A 19,828-nucleotide genomic window follows, 5' to 3' on the forward strand; every position below is an offset into this window, starting at 1 on the left:
CTGGATTCCCCGCCTTCGCGGGGAATGACAGCGGAAGGCGTGGCGAAACTGTTACGCTGCCTCGACGTCCGCCTCATCTACGCCGCGCCTCAGCACGGCGCGGGCGGCCTCGCGATGCTCGTTCGTGATGTGACCGGCAACCATGCGGATGGCAGTGGCGAGCACGGCGGCGTCATCGGCGAAGCCGAGCATGGGCATCACGTCCGCGACGAAATCGAACGGCAGGACGAAATAGGCGATTGCACCGAGCAGCGAAGCCTGGACGTGACGCGGCGTCTGCCGGTCGAACGCGCAGTAATAGGCGGCAAGTAGATCCTCCGCGAACGGCAGATGCGCAGCGACCCGCTTCAGCTTGCGCCAGAAGCGGCGGCGCACGCTCTCGCGATCTTCCGCGAGCCGATCGGCCGGCTCGAAGCCAACGCTGTGCTCGGCAGCCATGCTCAAATGCTCCCCGTTCTGCGGGAGGCGGAGGACCGCCCGATCCCGGCTGATCACAAGATGGGGATGCAGCCGGTCCCTGCAAGACGTCTGCTTCAAGACGTCTGCTTGGTGTCAGCCTGCGATTGCGTTCATCGCCTTGGCGAGCGCCATGTCGCGCGCGGTGACGCCGCCGGCGTCGTGGGTCGACAGCACCACCTCCACCGTCTTGTAGACGTTGCGCCATTCGGGGTGGTGATCCATCTTCTCGGCGACCAGCGCGGCGCGGGTCATGAAGCCGAACGCCTCGTTGAAATCCTTGAAGACAAAGGTTTTCCCGATGGCGTCGCGGCCTTGGACGTCAGTCCAGCCGGATAGTCCGCCCAGCGCCTGCCTGCGCGCCTCCGCCGAGAGCCGTTCTGCCATGGTCGTCTCCGTCCTCTAGGGGGAACTTTACTCTAACACCGCCCCGGCGCCCCGGTTCATACGGGATTTCCTGCATCCGCTAACCATGACGGAGATGTAACCCCGCCGGACAAGAAATTTGCTACAATTGCGGGCGTAAATCGCCGGCCAAGATGAAACCGAGCCTGAAGCGCCTCTTTGGGAGACCGATGACCGGGGGATTGGACCTGGCCGAAACGCCCCCTCCGCCTTCGCCGCGATCCGCGGCGCGGAAGACGGCGCTCGTGTCTCTGGCGTTCCTGCTTGCGATCGTCGGCGTGGTCGCCGGCGGCTATTACTTCGCGATGCGTCCCGTGACGCTCAGAATCGCGGTCGGCCCCGCCAACAGCGACGACGTCAAGGTCGTGCAGGCGCTGACGCAAGGCTTCGCGCAGCACAAGAGCTATGTGCGGCTGCGCCCGATCCAGACCGACGGCGCGACCGCCAGTGCCAATGCGCTCGCGGAAGGCAAGGTCGATCTCGCCATCGTGCGCGGCGATCTCGACGTGCCGAAGAACGCGCAGGCTGTCGCGACCCTGCGCAAGAACGTCGTGGTGCTGTGGTCCGTGCCCGCCAAAGGAAAGAAGAAGGGCGCGAAGATCACCAAGATCGCGCAGCTCGCCGGCCATCGCGTCGGGGTCGTCGGCCGCACCCAGGCCAACGTCAATCTGCTCAAGGTGATCCTGCACCAATACGGCGTCGACCCGGCCAAGGTCGAGATCGTGCAATTTCCCGTCAATGAAGTTGCCGAGGCGATCAAGGCGCAGAAGGCCGACGTCTACCTCGCGGCAGGCCCGGTCAACAGCAAGATCACGGCGGACGCGATCTCGGCATCGGTCAGGGAGGGCGGCACGCCAACCTTCCTCGCCATCGATTCCGCCGATGCGATCGCGCAAAATCATCCAGTCTATGAAGCGGGCGAGATCCCCGCCGGCACCTACGGCGGCTCGCCCGACCGGCCCGAGGACGAGGTCAAGACCATCAGCTTCGCGCACCACATCGTAGCGCGCAAAGGCGTGTCCGAGGCCGACATCGCAGCGTTCACGCGCCAGCTCTTCGCCGTGCGCCAGCAACTGGTGACGGAATTCCCGCTGGCGGCGAAGATCGAGACGCCCGACACCGACAAGGATGCAGTGATCCCGGTGCATCCGGGTGCGGCCGCTTTCGTCGACGGCGAGGAGAAGACCTTCCTCGACAAGTACAGCGATTACATCTGGTGGAGCCTGATGGCGCTCTCGGCCATGGGCTCGGTCGGCGCCTGGTTCGCCGGTTATCTGAAGAAGGACGAGCGCGACAACAACAATCACCAGCGCGAACGCCTGCTCGACATGATCGCCGCGGCACGCAAGTGCGAGACGACCGAAGAGCTGGACCAGATGCAGACCGAGGCCGACGAGATCCTGCGCGACACGCTGCGCTGCTTCGATCACGGCGCGATCGAGGAAGCCGCGCTCACCGCCTTCAACATCGCACTCGACCAATTCCACGCCGCCGTCGCCGACCGCAAGGCTGTGCTGTTCAGCCTGCCGCCGAACCTGCAACGTGCCAGCGCGCAGTTCCGGGCCGCCGGCAACGCGTGAGCGCCCGCGCGCGTTATTGCTGCGTCACATTGTCTCAATATAGCTCCCAACGTCATTCCGGGGCGATGTGAAGCATCGAACCCGGAATCCATTGCGCAGCATTCGCGGGGAGACATGGATTCCGGGTTCGCGCTACGCGCGCCCCGGAATGACGGACTCCCCCCAAGCCCCGGGGTCGGAGCCTCATGACCATCACATTCTCCCGCCGCCGCTTCCTCGCCAGCAGCGCCGGTGCGCTCGGCACAATGGCGATGCCGTATCTTTCGCGCGCGGCTGATCGGCCGGCGGTCACCCACGGCGTGCAAGCGGGCGACATCACCGTCGACGGCGGCGTGGTGTGGGCGCGAACCGACCGGCCCGCGCAGATGCTGGTCGAGGTCGCCACGAGCGAGTCCTTTAGGGACGCCCGGGCATTGCCGCCGATTGCGGCGCTGCCCGAGAGCGACTTCACCGCCAAGATGCTGGTCGAAAATCTACCCGCCGGCCAGGACATCTTCTACCGCGTCCGCTTCCGCGATCTCTCCCACAGCGCGATCGAGGGCGAGGCGGTGACCGGCCGCTTCCGCACCGCGCCGGCCGACCGCCGCGACGTCAGCTTCGTCTGGGGCGGCGACGTCGCAGGGCAGGGCTGGGGCATCAATTCCGACGACGGCGGCATGGTCACCTTCTCGACCATGCGCAAGCACCGGCCGGATTTCTTCCTGCACTCGGGCGACACGATCTATGCCGACGGTCCGATCCAACCCGAGGTGAAGCTCGCCGACGGCAAGATCTGGAAGAATCTGACCATCCCGGAGAAGGCCAAGGTCGCCGAGACGCTGGACGAGTTTCGCGCCGCGTACAAATACAATCTCACCGACGACAATCTCCGCGCCTTCAATGCCGAGGTGCCGGTCTTCGTGCAGTGGGACGACCACGAGGTCACCAACAACTGGTCGCTGTCGAAAGACTTGCCGGCCGCCTACAAGGTGCGCGACATCTCACTGCTCGCAGCCCGCGCGGGCCGGGCCTTCCACGAGATGTACCCGATGCGGGAGAGCATCACTGAACCCGGCCGCGTCTATCGCCAGATCTCCTACGGCCCGCATCTCGACGTATTCGTGCTCGACGAGCGCAGCTATCGCGCACCGAACGGTGCCAATCTCGAAACCGCCTATGGCCCCGCCAGCTATTTCCTCGGCCCGGACCAGATCACCTGGCTCAAGCGCGGCCTGCTGAATTCACGCGCGACATGGAAGGTGATCGCATCGGACATGCCGATCGGCCTGATCGTCTCCGACACGCCGAAGGGCGGCTCGGAAGCCGTTGCACAGGGCGACGGCCCGGTGCGTGGCCGTGAGTTCGAGATCGCCGACATCCTGCGCTTCATCAAGGTGGCGCCGATTAGCAACACGGTGTGGCTGACCGCGGACGTGCACTACGCCGCCGCGCATTATTACGATCCGAACAAGGCGCAATTCCAGGAGTTCGAGCCGTTCTGGGAGTTCGTCTCGGGCCCGCTGCACGCGGGCACGTTCGGCCCGAACGCGCTCGACAATACCTTTGGTCCCGAGGTGCGCTTCGTCAAGGCGCCGGGCAAGGACAGCCAGAACCTGCCGCCGTCCGCGGGCATGCAGTTCTTTGGTCACGTCAAGATCGACGGCGCGTCCGGCCGGATGACGGTGACCCTGCGCGATCGCGCCGACGTCGCGCTGTGGTCGACCACGCTCGATCCGAAGCTTGCGTGACGGCCATTCGAAGCCGGATGAACCATCCGGCCGGCCCGGACGACAATTGCGAGCGCCCGCGCATTTTCGAGGGCGTGATGCCATCCGAGCCGTTTTCGAGTTGATGCCGTGCCGTTCAGCCGCCCAACGATCGTTATTGCGCTGCTGCTGAGCGCAGCATCCCCCACATGCGCGCAGACCCAAGAGAAGGCTCAGGACAAAGCGACGCTGGTGCGCGAGGCCCTCGCTTCGCCTTACGGCAAGGCGCTGACCGCCGAGCTCGGCAAGTCACTGCGCGCAAGCGCCGACCCGGCATGTCTGACGGACAAGGGGTTGGCTGCCGACCAGCTCGAACCGCGCGGCCGCGATATCGTCATCAGATGGGGCACGCATATGCTGGATGGCGCATCGGCGTTCATCGACCGGCAGACCTCCGACAATCCATTTGCCGGCGCAGCCGAATTGGAAAGCCTGAAGAGCAATCCGGATGTGAAGCGCTATCTCGCGATGGAAGAGCCGATACGTCAGGCGAAGATCCTGGATTTGATCTTCGAGCATTTCGACCGCTATAACGTGATCGCCCGCGTGAAACTTGGAGGGGTCTATCCATTGCAGACAGGCAACGAAGCTCTGCTCCGTCTCAATCCGACCGATGCAACGGAAGAGCGGTTGGAGACATTCGCCAGGAAGAGTCGCTCGAAGGCGCTGAAACGTTTCCTGCAATTGTCCGATCAAGAGGCGATTGCGCAGAGTGCGGCGATCAAGAAAGCCTCATCGCCGCCGCCGCTTCCGCACACCTTCTTCAAGGGCGTCGAGACCGACCTCGCCGAGCTCTGCATTCGCTCCGGCAAGTAGCGATCAGGTGTCCCGTGCCTGCAGCGCCGCCTCCAGCGCCTCGCTCGAGCACGGCTTCTGCAGCCGGGGCCGGCCCGCCAATCCGGGCGGGATGCGCACCTCGGCGCCGTAGCCGGTGACGAACACGAACGGAACCTTTAGCGCGATCAGCCGCTCGGCGATCGCAAAGCTCGTCTCGCGGATCAGCTCGACATCGAGCAGCGCGAAATCGGGTGTCCGTTTGGCGATGGCGTTCAACGCCTGCGTCACCGAACCCGCGGTCCGCACGGCGGCCACACCAAATCCGAGCAGGCGATCCTCGAAATCGATCGCGATGATCGGATCGTCCTCGACGATCAGAACATCGGCCGGCCAGCCTGTGCCATTGGAGTGTGCAGGTACCATGATCGCATCTTGGTTTGGGGTTTTTGGATCAGGACTGCCGCGACACGATGCCTGCGCGCAGCGCATCGGGGGGTTCCCGGAACGAAACTCACCACATCATCGTTCTCTGGTCTGTCCACTTGTGCACACAGGAAACGGATGGAACTCGCTAAGGTGGGAGGAAGGGTGGGAGTTCAGAATGGATGCGCGTATCGGCAAGATCACCGAGGTCGAGAGCCGGCCGGCCAACAATCTGCTGCGGCGTTTGAGTCAGGTCGACTACGGCCTCGTGGCGCCGCACGTGACCGTCGAGGACTCTGCAGCCGGGCACTTGCTCTACAATCCCGGCGATGACGTGCAAGTGGTCCACTTCCCCTGCGGCCCGTCGCTCGCGACTTTCCTCGTCCCCAACGAGGATGGCCGCGACGTCGAAACCATTCTGGTCGGCCGCGAAGGCGCGGTGGGCGGCATCGTCAGCGAGGGGTTTCTGCCGGCCTATACCCGGATCTGCGTCAAATTCGGCGGACCGTTTGCGCGCATTCACGTTGCCAAGCTGGAAGCGGCCAAGCTGCGCTCGGCGTCGCTGCGCAACGTCTTTGCCCGCTATGCCGATTGCATGCTGGCCCAGATCTTCCAGTCGACCGCCTGCAACGCGATCCATTCGATCGAGCAGCGCACCGCCAAATGGATCCTGGCGGCGATGGAGCGGACCGGCGACGAGACCAGTGTGCCGCTGACCCACGAACAGCTCGCGACTTTGCTCGGCGTTGGCCGCTCCTATGCCAGCCGCGTGCTTCAGTCGTTCAAGGCCGAAGGCGTGCTCGACACGCGGCGCGGCTCGATCCTCGTCCGCAACCGCGACGGCCTGAGGCTGCGCGCCTGCCTGTGCAACGATGCGGTGAAGATGCATTTCGAGGAGGTGCTGCGCGGGGTCTATCCGACCGAGGAGCGGGAGGCGGGGTAGCTTCTTCCTTCTCTCTTGTGGCGCTATAATGCGCCGCGCGCCGCTCTAACCGCGGTCGTGCTATACTGGCCCCGCATGAGCGGGGCTTTCCTTCACACTCTCTTCGACATTCTGGCCTGGCTGGCGGCGGCGGCCGCCGTCTATTGGCTGTCGCGACGGGGCTTGCAGTTTCCCTCGCAATCCTTCGCGCTGCCCTATATCGCCGCGCTGGTGTTTGGCGCAGGCCTTGGCGCCTATCTATTCGGCTCCGCCAATCTGTGGCTGTCCGGGCAAAGCGGCATTGCGCGCTCGGTCGAGGGCGGGCTGGCGGGCGGCATCGTGGCGATCGAGCTCTACAAATGGTCCGCAGGCGTCACGGTGCGAACCGGCGCGCGCTTCGCGCTGCCGCTGGCGCTCGGCATCGCGATCGGCCGGATCGGCTGTTACTTCGCAGGGCTCGACGATTTCACCTATGGCACGCCGACGGCGCTGCCCTTCGGCCATGATTTCGGCGACGGCGTTCGCCGCCATCCCGTGCAGCTCTACGAGAGCGCGGCCATGGCCCTGTTCGCGCTCGCCTATGTGGTGGCGGTCTTGAACCGGAACGCGTTCACGATCACCAATGGTTTCTACCTGGTGCTCGCCTATTACGGAATGCAGCGCTTCCTATGGGAATTCCTCAAGCCCTATGGCACGCTGGTCGGGCCCCTGACCCTGTTTCACCTACTGTCGCTGTCCGTCCTGCTCTACGCCGCATTCATGCTCGCGACGGCACCCCAAGCGAGACGCTTACAAAACGAGTCACTTGCATGAACGCGCCGTTGCGTAAGTCGCGCCCCTACATCTTCTGGGGCCAGACCCAATCTCTTTGCGAGATCTGCCTGAAGCTGGTTCCGACCAAGATCCAGATTCTCGGCAACGAGGTCTGGTACGAAAAGCGTTGCAGGGAGCACGGCGTGCAATCGACGTTGGTGTCGACCGATGCCGCCTATTGGCGGCTGTGCAAGGATTTCATCAAGCCGGGCGACCGGCCGCTGCAATTCCAGGAACGCACCCAATTCGGCTGCCCCTATGATTGCGGCCTCTGTCCCGACCACGAGCAGCATTCCTGCTTGGCGCTGATCGAGATCACCGAGCATTGCAACCTCACCTGCCCGGTCTGCTTCGCGGAGTCCTCGCCGGCACGAACCAAATTCACGCCGCTCGCGACGGTGGAGAAGATGCTCGACGCGCTGGTCGCGAGCGAGGGCGAGCCCGATCTCGTGCAGATTTCCGGTGGCGAGCCGACGCTGCATCCTGACTTCTTCGAGATCCTGGACGCCGTGCGCGCCCGGCCGATCCGCCACGTCATGATCAACACCAACGGACTGCGCATCGCCCGCGAAAAGGATTTCGTGGCGCGGCTCGCCGAGAACAAGCGCGGGCTGGAAGTCTATCTCCAATTCGATTCGCTGCAGCGCGACGCGCTGATCAATCTGCGCGGCGCGGACTTGCGAAAAATCCGCCAGCAGGCGCTGGAAAATCTCGAGCATTACGGCATCTCGACCACGCTGGTCGCGACCATCAAGCGCGGCGTCAACGATTCCGAGATCGGCGACATCGTGCGCCACGCGCTGACCTGGACGTGCGTGCGCGGGGTGACATTGCAGCCGGTCCAGGATGCCGGCCGCAACGAGAGCTTCGACAAGAATACCGACCGCATCATGCTGTCGGAGATCCGCAAGCGCGTGATCGAAACCGGCGTGTTCGGCGAGAAGGACATGATCCCGCTGCCCTGCAACCCCGAGAGCATCTCGATCGGCTATGGCCTGCGCAACGGCGAGAAGGTGCTGCCGCTGACCTCGTTGATTCCGCAAGAGCAGCTGGTTGCGGTGATGCCAAACACGATCAGCCCGGAAAAGTATCCGATGCTGCGGGAAAAGTTCATCGACCTGTTCTCGCTCTCCTCAGGGCCCCTCAACACGTCCGAGCGCGTCTGCGAATTGTTGTGCTGCCTGCCGAGCTTTCAGGTGCCGGACGGGCTCACCTACGAAAACGTCTTCCGCGTCACCATCGTGCAGTTTCTCGACCGCTTCAATTTCTGCGTCGGCAACGTCAAGCGCAGCTGCATCCATTTCGTGACCGAGCAGGGGGCGATCATCCCGTTCGACACCTACAATCTGTTCTATCGGAATGGCGCCATCTCCCGGATTCGCGCCGGGCTCGAGGGGCAGACCTATCACGAGGCGAGGCAAACCGAGGAGGCACCACGATGAGCGACACGCCACCGCCGGTTCTACCGCCACCCGCACCAACGCCCGGCCCAGCTCGCAGCGGTTGCCTCACCGCGCTGATGGCGATCGCCGGGATCTTCATGCTGCTGCCAGGTCTCTGCGCACTCCTGTTCGGCGGAGTGTCGATGTTCGAGGACGGCAAGATCGCTGGCGACATCGCGCCATTCGTCTTTCTGGGGCTGGTCGTGGGGATCGGCGGGGTTGCGATGATCTGGGCGGCGATCAAGGGGCGCAGGGTCCCCGCTCATCCCCCGACCCAGCCCTAAGCCCCGGGGATTCCCGGACAAAATTCAGTCAACCAACGGCCAAAGAACACATTGTTTTTTGGCCGTTTTTGCATATATTGCGCCGCAACGCGCAGGGCGCCCGGTCTGATATGGCCGGGCTTCCTTTTTGGGCGGAAAGCGCCCCGTTTCCAGTCTTCCAGCGTTGTTTCGAGAAGAGGTCCCGGTCCGACCGGCGAGATCGCGCTTAACCCATTGTTCGACCGCAAAGAAGCTCACTCATGAATCTTCGTAACGTCGCCATCATCGCCCACGTCGACCACGGCAAGACGACCCTGGTCGACAAACTCCTGCAGCAGTCCGGCACGTTCCGCGAGAACCAGAAGGTGACCGATCGCGCCATGGATTCCAACGATCTGGAGCGCGAGCGCGGCATCACCATCCTGGCCAAGGCGGCCTCGGTGCAGTGGAAGGACACCCGCGTCAACATCGTCGACACCCCCGGCCACGCCGATTTCGGCGGTGAGGTCGAGCGCATCCTCAACATGGTGGACGGCGCCCTGGTGCTGGTCGACGCCGCCGAAGGCCCGCTGCCGCAGACCAAATTCGTGGTCTCCAAGGCGCTCAAGGTCGGCCTCAAGCCGATCGTCGTCATCAACAAGGTCGACCGCCCCGACGCGCGCCCGACCGAAGTCATCAACGAGGTGTTCGACCTGTTCGCGGCGCTCGATGCCAGCGAGGAGCAGCTCGATTTCCCGATCCTCTACGGGTCGGCCAAGCAGGGCTGGATGGCGGATAGCCCCGAAGGTCCGCAGGACAAGGGCATGGAGCCGCTGTTCGACCTGATCCTGCGCCACGTCGCTCCGCCGAAGGTCGAGGAAGGTCCGTTCCGCATGATCGGCACCATCCTCGAAGCCAACCCCTATCTCGGCCGCATCATCACCGGCCGCATCTCTTCCGGCACGCTGAAGCCGAACCAGCAGGTCAAGGTGCTGAACGCCGACGGCAAGCTGGTCGAGTCCGGCCGCATCACCAAGATCCTGGCGTTCCGCGGCCTCGAGCGCACCCCGCTCGATGAAGCCGAAGCCGGCGACATCGTCGCGATCGCGGGCCTCACCAAGGGCACCGTCGCCGACACCTTCTGCGACCCGACCGTCGAGGTGCCGCTGCCGGCGCAGCCGATCGATCCGCCGACCGTGTCGATGTCGTTCATCGTCAACAACTCCCCGCTCGCCGGCACCGAAGGCGACAAGGTGACGAGCCGCATGATCCGCGACCGTCTCCTGCGCGAAGCCGAGGGCAACGTCGCGCTGCGCGTCGTCGAATCCGCCGACAAGGACGCGATGGAAGTGTCGGGCCGCGGCGAACTCCAGCTCGCGATCCTGATCGAGACCATGCGCCGCGAGGGCTTCGAGCTCTCGGTGTCGCGTCCGCGCGTCGTCTACCAGAAGGACGAAGCGACCGGCGCCACCATGGAGCCGATCGAGGAGGTCGTGATCGACGTCGACGAGGAGCATTCCGGCGTCGTCGTGCAGAAGATGAGCGAGCGCAAGTCCGAGCTGATCGAGATGAAGCCGTCCGGCGGCAACCGCCAGCGCCTGGTGTTCTACGCGCCGACCCGCGGCCTGATCGGCTACCAGGGCGAATTGCTCACGGACACCCGCGGCACCGCGATCATGAACCGCCTGTTTCACGGCTATGCCCCGTACAAGGGCGAGATCCAGGGCCGCCGCAACGGCGTCTTGATCTCCAACGACCAGGGCGAAGCGGTGGCTTACGCCATGTTCAAGCTGGAAGACCGCGGCCCGATGATGATCGAGCCGGGCTGGAAGGTCTATCGCGGCATGATCGTCGGCGAGCACACCCGCGACAACGATCTCGAGATCAACGTGCTCAAGGGCAAGCAGCTCACCAACATCCGCACCACCTCGAAGGACGAGGCGGTGCGCCTGACCCCGCCGATCCGCATGACGCTGGAAAAGGCGCTCGCCTATATCGAGGACGACGAGCTCGTCGAGGTCACCCCGAAGTCGATCCGCCTGCGCAAGAAGCACCTCGACCCGAACGAGCGCAAGCGCGCGGAAAAGGCCAAGGAAGCGGTGGCGTAAGCGGGCGAATGGGGATTGGCGAGTAGCGAATAGGGCCGTTTGGCCACAGGCCCTAGTTCCGATACTCTATTCGCCATTCGCCACTCACTATTCGCTTTTTCATGTCCCTCCCCTCCTCCGTCGACGTCGCGATCATCGGCGCTGGTGCCGCCGGCCTCGGCGCGGCGCACGCGCTGGCGGGCCGTGGCCTCTCCGTCATCGTGCTGGAGGCACGTGACCGGCTCGGCGGCCGGGCCTGGACGGTGCAGGCCTCACCCGAGGTGACGTTCGACGTCGGCTGCGGCTGGCTGCATTCGGCCGACAAGAACTCTTTCGTGCCGATCGCGCGACAGCTCGGTTTCGAGCTCAACAAGGACCTGCCGCCCTGGCGCGAGCGGGCCTACGGCAATGCCTTTCCGGAAAGCGAGCGCGACGATTTCATGCGCGCAATGGACGCGTTCTATGAGCGTCTGTGGGAAGCGGCGCAAACAGGTAAGGACGAGGCCGCGAGCTCGCATTTGGAGCCCGGTAATCGCTGGAATCCGATGATCGACGCGATCTCGACCTATATCAACGGCTGCGAGCTGAAGGATATGTCGACGCTGGACTGGGACGCCTATGAGGACACCAACTTCAATTGGCGCGTCCGCCGCGGCTATGGCGCGCTGATTGCGGCCTATGGTGCGCCCTGCCCGGTGGCGCTGAATTGCAATGTCGCGCTGATCGATCATTCGGACAAACGCGTCCACATCGAGACGTCGCGGGGCGCGCTGACCGCGGACAAGGCGATCGTCACCGTGCCGACCAATCTCATCGCGGAAGAAGCCATCCGCTTCTCGCCGCCGCTCCCCGCAAAGGTGAACGCAGCGGCGGGCCTGCCGCTCGGCGTCGACGATAAGGTGACGCTGGCCCTCGATGACGCCGAGACCTTTCCGACAGAAGGCAATCTACGCGGCGCCACCATGCGCACGGAGATGGGCACCTATCACATCCGCCCGTTCGGCCAGCCCTGCATCGAGGGCTTTTTCGGCGGCAGCTTTGCCCGCGCGCTGGAAGATGCCGGCGACGGTGCCATCGCCGCCCAAGCCATCAGCGAGATCGCGGGTTTTCTCGGCAACGATATCCGCCGCAAGCTGAAGCCGCTGTATGAATCGCGTTGGGCCCGCGATCCCTTTGCGCGGGGGTCGTATTCGCATGCGCTGCCCGGCCATGCCGGCGACCGTGCCGTGCTGGCTGCGCCGGTGGATGCACGTCTGTTCTTCGCGGGCGAGGCGACGTCGCCGACCTTCTTCACGACCGCGCATGGTGCACGGGACAGCGGCGAGCGGGCGGCGAAGGAAGTGCTGGCGGCTCTGGGCAAGCCTTAGCTGCAAGCTCCGTCATTGCGGGCTACTCGATCACTCGCGCTCGCAAATCCGCATCTGGCACGAAGCAGGCGTCATACTTTCCGAAGATGCGATAGCGGTTGCGCGCGACGAGGCTGTAGACCGCATCCCGCAGCGGCTTCGGCAACACGAATAATGCGCGCACCCAGCGCCAGCCTGGGAGTTGCGACAGCACCGTCAGCACAGCATCCGACTTCATGAACACCTCGCCGCCGTGGACAACCGCGTTGGTGTCGGGATCATCGGGGTCGATGCCGAACGTGCGCGCGAGCCGGGCGCCATAATCCGACTGGATCGGCGTGAACCGAAACTGCCTCGCCGTGTCGCGCTTGGCGACGAAGCGGACCCAGCGTGAGCAGAAGATGCAGACGCCGTCGAACAGAATGACGTCGTCCTCAGGCCATTTGGGCATCAGACTCTCTTTTTGACGCGTTTTCTTCACGCGAACCGGAATCCACTTCGCTCGAAAACGCTATCGGTTATCCAGCATCAGGAGCGCGACGACCATCAAGACGATCGCCGGCCCGGTCTTCACCAGCGCGCCAAGCGGCTCGATCCAGAGGTCGGGCGTCAGGATCGCCGCGCCCAGCATATAGCCGAGCGAAGCGAAAATACCCGCGACCAAGCCGATCGCAGCCGTTCGGCGGAAGGCGATCAAGACACCGATGCTCATGTCCATCAGGCTGGTGCCGATGGTGATGGGATCAACCAGCGCGGGCGGAAAGTTGTGCGCGGTCAAAATGCCGGCGGCGGCACCGTAGGACACGAACAAGGCGATGAAACCGGAGACGACCCAGAACGCGACCAGGCTTGCGAAAATCAGCGCCTTGACCAGGAACAGGCGCGCGAACCATTTGTCCTGGATGCTGGCAGGATGGCGTCCGATCGCCTCAGCCAGATGCTTCGGCGCGATACCCGTCGCGGCGCTCCACGCTGACGGATCGCCAGTCACGCCGCGACGCAGCTCGGCAATGGCGGTCGAGCGCATCGGCGGCGTCCAGCCGAGATAGCAGGCGACATCGCCGAGTTTCACGCCGAGATCGAGCACAAAGCGGGGCATCGCGATGCGCGGCCAGCCGTCCGTGCCGAACGCATGGCGAAACGGCTTGATGACGCCGGCCATGGTGATCGGTTCGGCCTGCATCAGGTCCCAGCTCACCGCCCTCAACGAGGCATCGTCGATGTCGCGCGCGGCGAGCCAGGCGATGGTCGCCGTAATATCCTCGATCGCCACGGGCTGAAATGGCGTTGCCATGTCCTTGGCCGGCAAATCGATCGGAAAGGCTGCAAGCGCGCGGAGCATGGCGCTACCTCCATAGGCTGACGGTGCGACCACGAAGCCGGGCCGCAGGATGGCATGAGGAATGCCGCTAGCCCCGATCAGGCGCTCGGCCTCGCGTTTGGTCGTAGCGAAGGCGGTGCGGTCCGCCTCCGCGGAGCCGGGGATCGAGATGTGCACCAGCCGGATTGCGCGGCCGCTGCCGCCGATCGCCCGAAGCAGTCGCGCGACGAAATCGCGATGCACCGCGCTCGTGTTGCTGCCGGGGCCATCCTGGAGCACGCCGAGACAGTTCACGACGACGTCTACCGCGTGCTCGCTAAGGAGACGCGTCAGCGCGGCCGTGTCGAGGATGAGGATCGGCAGCTCGATGTCCAGCGCGCTCATCCTCTGCGCCGGCGACAGGCTCCGCGCCACGCCGACGACGCGAAAGCCCCGCGTGCGCAGATCGTCGGTGACGAAGCGGCCGATCAGGCCGGAGGCGCCGAGCACCAAAACGGTTCGCTCACTCATCGCTTCTCTCAAAACGGTTTCGCGATCATCAGCCACAGGATGGCCATCGTCGCGCCGAAGCCGGGGAAGCCGAACGCGAACCAGCGGCGGAATAGCACGAAATAGCGCTGTGGGAGCGCACTGCGCTGCGCAGCAGCCTTGCGCGCGAGGTCGCGCATCTCGATCTGCATGAACACGACCGGCACCCAGAACAAGCCGGCAATCGCGTAGAGCGCGAGTGAGGCCAGCAGCCAGCGCTCCGTGATCGAGGTCGCCGACAGCATCATCAGCACGCCGCCGCTGACCGGCTGGAGGATCACGGCCGACAGCGTGAAGATCGCATCCGGGATAACCACGACCGAAGCGGTGCGGGCGATGAACTCCGGGTCCTGCGTGCGATGCGCCATCAGCATGAAGAAGGCGATGCCGGTTCCGGTGCCGAGAATGACGATGGCGCCGAGGACGTGTACAAATTTGACCAGGAAATACAGCGTCATGGCTTCTTGGTCGCCACAGGCTTGCGCGGGTTCAGCGCCCGCGCGAGCTCGCCGCTGGCGGCTTTGACGCCGGCTTCGGTTTCGATCATCCAATGGCCTTCGCTGCCGACGGCCGCCAGCGGGCGAAACTCGGCCTTGCCGCCCGTGCCGCGAAACGCGTCGACGAGTTTCTGCGAGAATGCCGGCGCGAAATAGCTGTCATTGGGCGCAACGAGCCAGGTGACGGGAATGCGCGCGGTCTTGCCGAATTCCGCGGCGGCGGCGAGCAGGGTGTGCGGCGCGCAGATTCGGTTCGGCTCATCATTGGCATGGCCGCCGCGTCCCGGTGCAAACACGGTGATGGCGGAGATCACCTTCGGATCGGCAGCGGCGAGCGCCAGCGCACCCCATCCGCCGGCGGAATGGCCGATCACGATCGCGCCATCCTTGCGGATGAAATCCTGCTTTTGCAGCTGGACCAGCGCCAGTTTGATTGCGTCGGCCGTTGCGCGGCCCGAGCGCGTGTAGTCGGGCTCGCCGCAGCCGCCCTGATCCTCGAGGTAGCGGCCGCCGGTGGCACCATGGCCTGGCCGCTCCGGCACCAGCACGGCAAAGCCGCGCGCGACGAGATAGCCGGCGAGCGGGCGGTATTCCGGCTGCGGCATTTGCACCCGACGTAGCGTGTTCTGCGTCGAGGCGTGTGCGATCACCGCGAGCCGGAACGGACCTGGGCCCGAGGGGCGAAACAGCAGGGCATGCGCAGCAAGATCGGTATCCGGCGTTGGCACGCGCCATTCCTGCCGACGAAACGGTTCGCCCTCCTCTCCCGATGGACCGAACCTGACCTCTGCGCACAGAGGCGGCGCGGTCAGCAAGGCCAGCAGAGGCAGGAGCGCGATGGTATTGAGGAGCCGCATGAATTGCCGAGGGCGAACAAGAACAGCGACAGGCACACTAGTAGGAACGAATCACAATGAGCGGACTTTCTGCGGTGCCCATTGCCGTTCCTTCGTTGCCGCAAGCAACAGGAGTTTTGCACCGACGGCACGCACGCAGGTGCCCTCGGAGTTGCCGTCCTGTCTTTTTTCGGCACAACTCGGTTGAAATACTGATGCAGAAAGTCCACAGGTTAACCGATAATTAACGATAGGTCTTGCCGCCGGCGCGGCGACTTGGTTTGATCGCGTCCATGAGCACAACCCTGATCGAGGTCCGGCCGGCCAAAGCCGCAGATGCAACTGCGGTGGCGTCGACCCATGACGAAGCCTGGCGTTCGGCCTATCAGGGCATCATTCCCGGCGCCGAGCTGGAGAAGCTGATCAACCGCCGCGGTCCGCAGTGGTGGGACAGCGCGATCCGCAAGGGCAGCCGTGTCAGCGTGCTGGTGTTCGGTGACAAGATCGCCGGCTATGCCAATTACGGCCGCAACCGGGCCCGCAGCCTGCATTTCGACGGCGAGATCTACGAGCTTTATCTGCGGCCCGAGTTTCAGGGCCTCGGCTTCGGCCGCCGCCTGTTTGCCGCCGCCCGCCGCGACCTGATGCAGAGCGGGCTGAAGAGCATGGTGGTGTGGGCGCTCTCGGACAACGATCCCGCTACCGAGTTCTACCGCGCCCTGGGTGGTCGCATGGTGGCGCGCTCGTCGGAGCGTTTCGGACCGAAGGCGCTCGACAAGGTTGCCTTCGCTTGGACCAATTGAGCTGCTGAAACCCTAGCCGGGCAGCGTTCCCATCCGTCGATACCGCAGGCCGCTTGCGCCGGTGATCGCCGGATTCATTATTTCACAAAAACGCGATGGATCAGCGGGCCAAGCCCGCGTATGACAGCGCCAAAATCGCTGCCGGGCGCGATTTATCCTCGGCAACAACGGAGCCTTGAATGCGTATCGATGCGGTCTCGATCGGAAAGAACGTCCCCCACGACGTCAATGTCATCATCGAGGTCCCCGTGGGCGGCGAACCGATCAAGTACGAGATGGACAAGGAGGCCGGCACGCTGGTGGTCGACCGCTTCCTCTACACGCCGATGCGTTACCCCGGCAATTACGGCTTCATCCCGCATACGCTGTCGGATGACGGTGACCCCTGCGACGTGCTGATTATCAACACCCGCGCCATCATCCCCGGCGCCGTCATGAGCGTGCGCCCGGTCGGGGTGCTGTTCATGGAGGACGAAGCCGGCGGCGACGAGAAGATCCTGGCGGTGCCGTCGTCCAAGCTGACGCAGCGCTACGACAAGGTGAAGTCGTATTCCGATTTGCCTGACATCACGCTGCAGCAGATCCAGCACTTCTTCGAGCACTACAAGGATCTCGAAAAGGGCAAGTGGGTGAAGATCCTGCGCTGGGGCGGCCCGGAGGAAGCGCACGAGCTGATCCAAGAAGGCATCGAGCGCGAGAAGAAGAAGAAGGGCTGATCCGCACGGTCATTCCGGGGCGCGTCAGAGCGAACCCGGAATCCAGAGGTCGGGGCGCGAGATTCCGGGTTTGGCTCTGCGAGCCGCCTCGGAATGACGCTCAACTACACCGCCGGCTTCGGCAGGCCGGCGATCGCGCAGGCCGCGCGGAGCGTGTTCACCAACAGGCACGCCACCGTCATCTGGCCGACACCGCCCGGCACCGGCGTGATCGCGCCGGCAACGGCAAGCGCTTCCTGATAGGCGAGATCGCCGACGAGGCGCGTCTTGCCGTTCTCCTTCGGGATGCGATTGATGCCCACATCGATCACGGTCGCACCCGGCTTCAGCCAGTCGCCGCGCACCATCTCTGGCCGGCCCACCGCCGCATAGACAAGATCCGCTTTCTTCACGAGGCCAGGCAGGTCGCGCGAGCGCGAATGCGCGATCGTCACCGTGGCGTTCTCGTTCAGCAGCAACTGCACGAGCGGGCGGCCGACCAGGTTGGAGCGGCCGATGACGATGGCGTTCATGCCTTCGAGCGAGGCGTGCACGCTTTTGGTCAGGATGATGCAGCCGAGCGGCGTGCAGGGCGACAGCGCCTCGAAGCCGCCGGCGAGCCGGCCGGCATTGTTCGGATGCAGCCCGTCGACATCCTTGGCGGGGTCGATGGCGTTGATGACGGCCTCGGTGTTCAGCCCCTTCGGCAACGGCAATTGCACGAGAATGCCGTGCACGGCGGGATCGCGATTGAGCTTTGCGACCAGCGCCAGCAGATCTGCCTGGGAGACGTCGGCCGGCAGCTTGTGCTCGAACGAGGCCATGCCCGCGGCCTGGGTCTGGGTGTGTTTTGAACGGACATAGACTTCGCTGGCGGGGTCGTTGCCGACCAGGACCACTGCAAGGCCCGGCACCAGATTGTGCTCGCGCTTTACGCGGGCGACCTCCTCGGCGACGCGGCCACGGAGTTCCGCCGCAATGACTTTTCCATCGATGATATCAGCGGTCATGTCCGTTCTCTCAATCTGTCGGTTTGGCCGATGTGAGCTGGCGCAGGGTTTCGCCGAGACGCGCCGGATCGCCGTCGACCGCGATCTGCTTCAGCCGCGACGTGGCTCCGGATAGCAGCTTTACATTGCTCTTGGGCACGCCGAGCGATTTCGCCAGCAGCGCCAGCACGGCCTTGTTGGCCTCGCCGCCATCGGCAATGGCGCGCACCCGCACCTTGAGCACGCTGCGGCCATCCGAAAGCTGCTCGATCCCGTCGATGTCGTCGCGGCCGCCGCGCGGCGTCACCCGCAGCGCGATGCTGATTCCTCCGGCCGAGTAGCGCCAAGGGTCCTTAGGGCAAGGCTCCTGACAACAAGGCTCCTTGTTGGCAACCAAGGCGCTCCCGCCCGCTTAGACCACGTTCGGGTAGATGTAGTACAGGATCACCCGCTCGATGAACATGATGATCAGGATCAGGATGATCGGCGAGATGTCGAGACCGCCGAGGCTGGGCAGGAAATTGCGAATCGGCGCCAGCAGAGGCTCGGTGATCCGGTAGAGGAACTCCGCCACCGCCGACACGAACTGGTTACGGGTGTTCACCACGTTGAAGGCGATCAGCCAGGACAGGATCGCGGAGGCGATCAGCAGCCAGACGTAGAGGTCGAGCACGATGATGACGATGTCGAGAACGGCACGCATGGCTTATGAGGCCTCTGGCTTTTGAAAACTCTGGCTCGGTCGGGATTGACGCCCCGTTTGCTAGATATCGGTTCCGTCAGGCCCAAACAAGGGAAGTCGGCACCCGGAGAGCTAAAACCGGGTTACGCCCGTCCTTGACTTGACCTTGGCGGGGACTTAAATGGCGCCCGGTTGTCGGCCGCGTTCACCAGAGCGGCCAGCAAAGGGGCCATAGCTCAGCTGGGAGAGCGCGTCGTTCGCAATGACGAGGTCGGCGGTTCGATCCCGCCTGGCTCCACCAGCCTTCGCTGGCTTCGCCAGCTTCGGCTCGGCAAGCCTTTTCGTAGCGAAGGCTGCCGCGGCGTAGCCCGAAGGGCGAAGCCGGGCTCTCTCGGAATCTCTCTCCCCCTACCTCCCCGTAAACCTTGGCGGCCGCTTCTCCATGAAGCTCGCCACGCCCTCCCTGAAATCACTCCCGTTCAGCGCCACCATCATCTCCCTGTTGGCCTCGATCGTCGCCTCGGCCAGCGTCTGGAACGGCACCTCGTAGAGCTGGCGCTTGATCACGGCCATCGCGCTCGGCGAGACGAAATCGGCGAGATCGCGCGCGTAAGTATACGTCTCTTCACGCAGCTTCTCCGGCGGACAGAGCCGGTTGACCAGCCCGATCCGCAGTGCCTCCTCGCTCGACACGCGCCGCGCCGAGAGCAGCAGATCCAGCGCATTGGCGTGGCCGACGATGCGCGGCAGCATCCAGCTGATGCCGTGCTCGGCGATCAGGCCGCGCCGCGCGAATGCGGTGGTGAACACGGTGTTGTCGGCGGCAAAGCGAAGGTCGCAATAGAGTGCATGCACCAGTCCAATGCCTGCCGTCGCGCCGTTCAGCATGGCGATCACAGGCTTCTTGATCGAAGGATAATAGCCGTACCGCGTCTGCCAGTCTGGCCGGCGATTCATGTCGAACGGCGGCAGGTTCGAGGCGCGCCTGACGTCGTTGGGATCGAGGCCCTTCAGCGCATCCATGTCGGCGCCGGCGCAGAAGGCGCGGCCCGCGCCGGTGAGGACGATGACGCGGACATTGTCGTCGGCGCTTGATGCCTCCATGGCGTGGCGCACGTCGCGCTCCATGATCGGCGTCCATGCATTCATGCGATCGGGGCGGTTGAGCGTGATGGTCGCGATCTTGTCGCTCACCTCATAGAGAATGTGTTCGTAGGCCATGACGCTCTCCCTTGTTTG

22 protein-coding genes and 1 tRNA gene are annotated in these 19,828 nt (G+C 64.4%); 12 read left to right on the forward strand and 11 right to left on the reverse strand.

Features of this window, described 5'->3' with window-relative positions; translation table 11 throughout:
• Positions 1-51 precede the first annotated feature (51 nt).
• Positions 52-438 carry a YkvA family protein gene (locus tag I6F24_RS30365; RefSeq protein ID WP_036024189.1) on the reverse strand — a complete coding sequence of 129 codons (387 nt, stop codon included), beginning with the start codon at positions 436-438 and terminating at the stop codon, positions 52-54.
• Positions 439-552: 114 nt separating this feature from the next.
• Positions 553-843, reverse strand: coding sequence for a 4a-hydroxytetrahydrobiopterin dehydratase (locus I6F24_RS30370; protein ID WP_036002826.1), 291 nt, complete (start codon positions 841-843; stop codon positions 553-555).
• Between the two features lie 152 nt (positions 844-995).
• On the opposite strand from I6F24_RS30370, the gene I6F24_RS30375 reads away from it, so the two are divergent.
• The 3 genes from I6F24_RS30375 (at position 996) to I6F24_RS30385 (ending at position 5,002) form a co-directional block, all read left to right on the forward strand.
• Entirely contained in the window at positions 996-2,441 is a 1,446-nt protein-coding gene (locus tag I6F24_RS30375; RefSeq protein WP_225142344.1) for a TAXI family TRAP transporter solute-binding subunit, read from the forward strand.
• Positions 2,442-2,626: 185 nt separating this feature from the next.
• Positions 2,627-4,168: an alkaline phosphatase D family protein gene (locus I6F24_RS30380; RefSeq protein ID WP_225151872.1), complete on the forward strand. Its 1,542-nt coding sequence runs from the start codon at positions 2,627-2,629 to the stop codon at positions 4,166-4,168.
• 108 nt (positions 4,169-4,276) lie between these two features.
• Positions 4,277-5,002 (forward strand): hypothetical protein, encoded by a 726-nt coding sequence (locus I6F24_RS30385; RefSeq protein WP_036002829.1) that lies wholly within the window; start codon positions 4,277-4,279, stop codon positions 5,000-5,002.
• A 3-nt stretch (positions 5,003-5,005) separates the two neighbouring features.
• On the opposite strand, the gene I6F24_RS30390 is transcribed toward I6F24_RS30385, so the two are convergent.
• Positions 5,006-5,386, reverse strand: coding sequence for a response regulator (locus I6F24_RS30390; protein WP_036024192.1), 381 nt, complete (start codon positions 5,384-5,386; stop codon positions 5,006-5,008).
• Between the two features lie 178 nt (positions 5,387-5,564).
• On the opposite strand from I6F24_RS30390, the gene I6F24_RS30395 reads away from it, so the two are divergent.
• The 6 genes from I6F24_RS30395 to I6F24_RS30420 all read left to right on the forward strand — a co-directional run bounded on the left by I6F24_RS30395 (position 5,565) and on the right by I6F24_RS30420 (position 12,259).
• A complete protein-coding gene (locus I6F24_RS30395) occupies positions 5,565-6,329 on the forward strand; it encodes a helix-turn-helix domain-containing protein (protein ID WP_036002835.1) in 765 nt (254 codons plus the stop codon).
• Between the two features lie 75 nt (positions 6,330-6,404).
• The gene (locus I6F24_RS30400; RefSeq protein ID WP_225144202.1) at positions 6,405-7,121 is read left to right on the forward strand and encodes a prolipoprotein diacylglyceryl transferase family protein; all 717 of its coding nucleotides are present in this window, start codon (positions 6,405-6,407) and stop codon (positions 7,119-7,121) included.
• On the forward strand, positions 7,118-8,563 hold the full coding sequence (locus tag I6F24_RS30405) for a radical SAM protein (protein ID WP_225144201.1): 1,446 nt from the start codon (positions 7,118-7,120) through the stop codon (positions 8,561-8,563). The genes I6F24_RS30400 and I6F24_RS30405 overlap by 4 nt, the downstream gene beginning before the upstream one ends.
• Complete coding sequence (locus I6F24_RS30410) at positions 8,560-8,847, forward strand: hypothetical protein (RefSeq protein ID WP_225144200.1); 288 nt, start codon at positions 8,560-8,562, stop codon at positions 8,845-8,847. The genes I6F24_RS30405 and I6F24_RS30410 overlap by 4 nt, the downstream gene beginning before the upstream one ends.
• Positions 8,848-9,086: 239 nt before the next feature.
• Positions 9,087-10,913: a translational GTPase TypA gene (gene typA / locus I6F24_RS30415; RefSeq protein WP_036002847.1), complete on the forward strand. Its 1,827-nt coding sequence runs from the start codon at positions 9,087-9,089 to the stop codon at positions 10,911-10,913.
• A 101-nt stretch (positions 10,914-11,014) separates the two neighbouring features.
• On the forward strand, positions 11,015-12,259 hold the full coding sequence (locus I6F24_RS30420) for an NAD(P)/FAD-dependent oxidoreductase (protein WP_109142007.1): 1,245 nt from the start codon (positions 11,015-11,017) through the stop codon (positions 12,257-12,259).
• A gap of 22 nt (positions 12,260-12,281) precedes the next feature.
• On the opposite strand, the gene I6F24_RS30425 is transcribed toward I6F24_RS30420, so the two are convergent.
• Genes I6F24_RS30425 through I6F24_RS30440 form a run of 4 tightly spaced genes read right to left on the reverse strand, consistent with a single transcriptional unit; the run spans position 12,282 to position 15,441 of the window.
• Positions 12,282-12,689, reverse strand: coding sequence for a thiol-disulfide oxidoreductase DCC family protein (locus I6F24_RS30425; protein WP_036024199.1), 408 nt, complete (start codon positions 12,687-12,689; stop codon positions 12,282-12,284).
• A 60-nt stretch (positions 12,690-12,749) separates the two neighbouring features.
• Positions 12,750-14,069, reverse strand: coding sequence for an SDR family oxidoreductase (locus I6F24_RS30430; RefSeq protein ID WP_225144199.1), 1,320 nt, complete (start codon positions 14,067-14,069; stop codon positions 12,750-12,752).
• 8 nt (positions 14,070-14,077) lie between these two features.
• On the reverse strand, positions 14,078-14,545 hold the full coding sequence (locus I6F24_RS30435; protein WP_225151876.1) for a DUF2269 domain-containing protein: 468 nt from the start codon (positions 14,543-14,545) through the stop codon (positions 14,078-14,080).
• Positions 14,542-15,441 (reverse strand): alpha/beta fold hydrolase, encoded by a 900-nt coding sequence (locus I6F24_RS30440; protein ID WP_225151878.1) that lies wholly within the window; start codon positions 15,439-15,441, stop codon positions 14,542-14,544. Before I6F24_RS30440 ends, I6F24_RS30435 begins: the two co-directional genes overlap by 4 nt.
• A 272-nt stretch (positions 15,442-15,713) precedes the next feature.
• Here I6F24_RS30440 and I6F24_RS30445 point away from each other — a divergent pair, with 272 nt between their 5' ends.
• Both I6F24_RS30445 and ppa read left to right on the forward strand, forming a co-directional pair.
• Positions 15,714-16,223: a GNAT family N-acetyltransferase gene (locus tag I6F24_RS30445; RefSeq protein ID WP_024338772.1), complete on the forward strand. Its 510-nt coding sequence runs from the start codon at positions 15,714-15,716 to the stop codon at positions 16,221-16,223.
• A 179-nt stretch (positions 16,224-16,402) separates the two neighbouring features.
• Positions 16,403-16,939, forward strand: a complete 537-nt coding sequence (ppa, locus tag I6F24_RS30450) for an inorganic diphosphatase (RefSeq protein ID WP_225151880.1) — start codon at positions 16,403-16,405, stop codon at positions 16,937-16,939.
• Positions 16,940-17,043: 104 nt separating this feature from the next.
• On the opposite strand, the gene folD is transcribed toward ppa, so the two are convergent.
• The 3 genes from folD to I6F24_RS30465 are packed head-to-tail and all read right to left on the reverse strand — an operon-like array spanning position 17,044 to position 18,610.
• Positions 17,044-17,928 (reverse strand): bifunctional methylenetetrahydrofolate dehydrogenase/methenyltetrahydrofolate cyclohydrolase FolD, encoded by an 885-nt coding sequence (gene folD / locus I6F24_RS30455; protein WP_225151882.1) that lies wholly within the window; start codon positions 17,926-17,928, stop codon positions 17,044-17,046.
• Between the two features lie 10 nt (positions 17,929-17,938).
• Entirely contained in the window at positions 17,939-18,304 is a 366-nt protein-coding gene (locus I6F24_RS30460; protein WP_050995912.1) for a DUF167 domain-containing protein, read from the reverse strand.
• A 15-nt stretch (positions 18,305-18,319) separates the two neighbouring features.
• Positions 18,320-18,610, reverse strand: a complete 291-nt coding sequence (locus tag I6F24_RS30465) for a YggT family protein (RefSeq protein WP_036002872.1) — start codon at positions 18,608-18,610, stop codon at positions 18,320-18,322.
• Between the two features lie 204 nt (positions 18,611-18,814).
• On the opposite strand from I6F24_RS30465, the gene I6F24_RS30470 reads away from it, so the two are divergent.
• Positions 18,815-18,890, forward strand: a tRNA-Ala gene (locus tag I6F24_RS30470).
• Positions 18,891-18,997: 107 nt separating this feature from the next.
• Here I6F24_RS30470 and I6F24_RS30475 read toward each other — a convergent pair.
• On the reverse strand, positions 18,998-19,810 hold the full coding sequence (locus I6F24_RS30475) for an enoyl-CoA hydratase (RefSeq protein ID WP_036024205.1): 813 nt from the start codon (positions 19,808-19,810) through the stop codon (positions 18,998-19,000).
• Positions 19,811-19,828: the final 18 nt, after the last annotated feature.

The organism is Bradyrhizobium sp. BRP23, assembly GCF_020194135.1.
Classification (GTDB): domain Bacteria; phylum Pseudomonadota; class Alphaproteobacteria; order Rhizobiales; family Xanthobacteraceae; genus Bradyrhizobium; species Bradyrhizobium yuanmingense.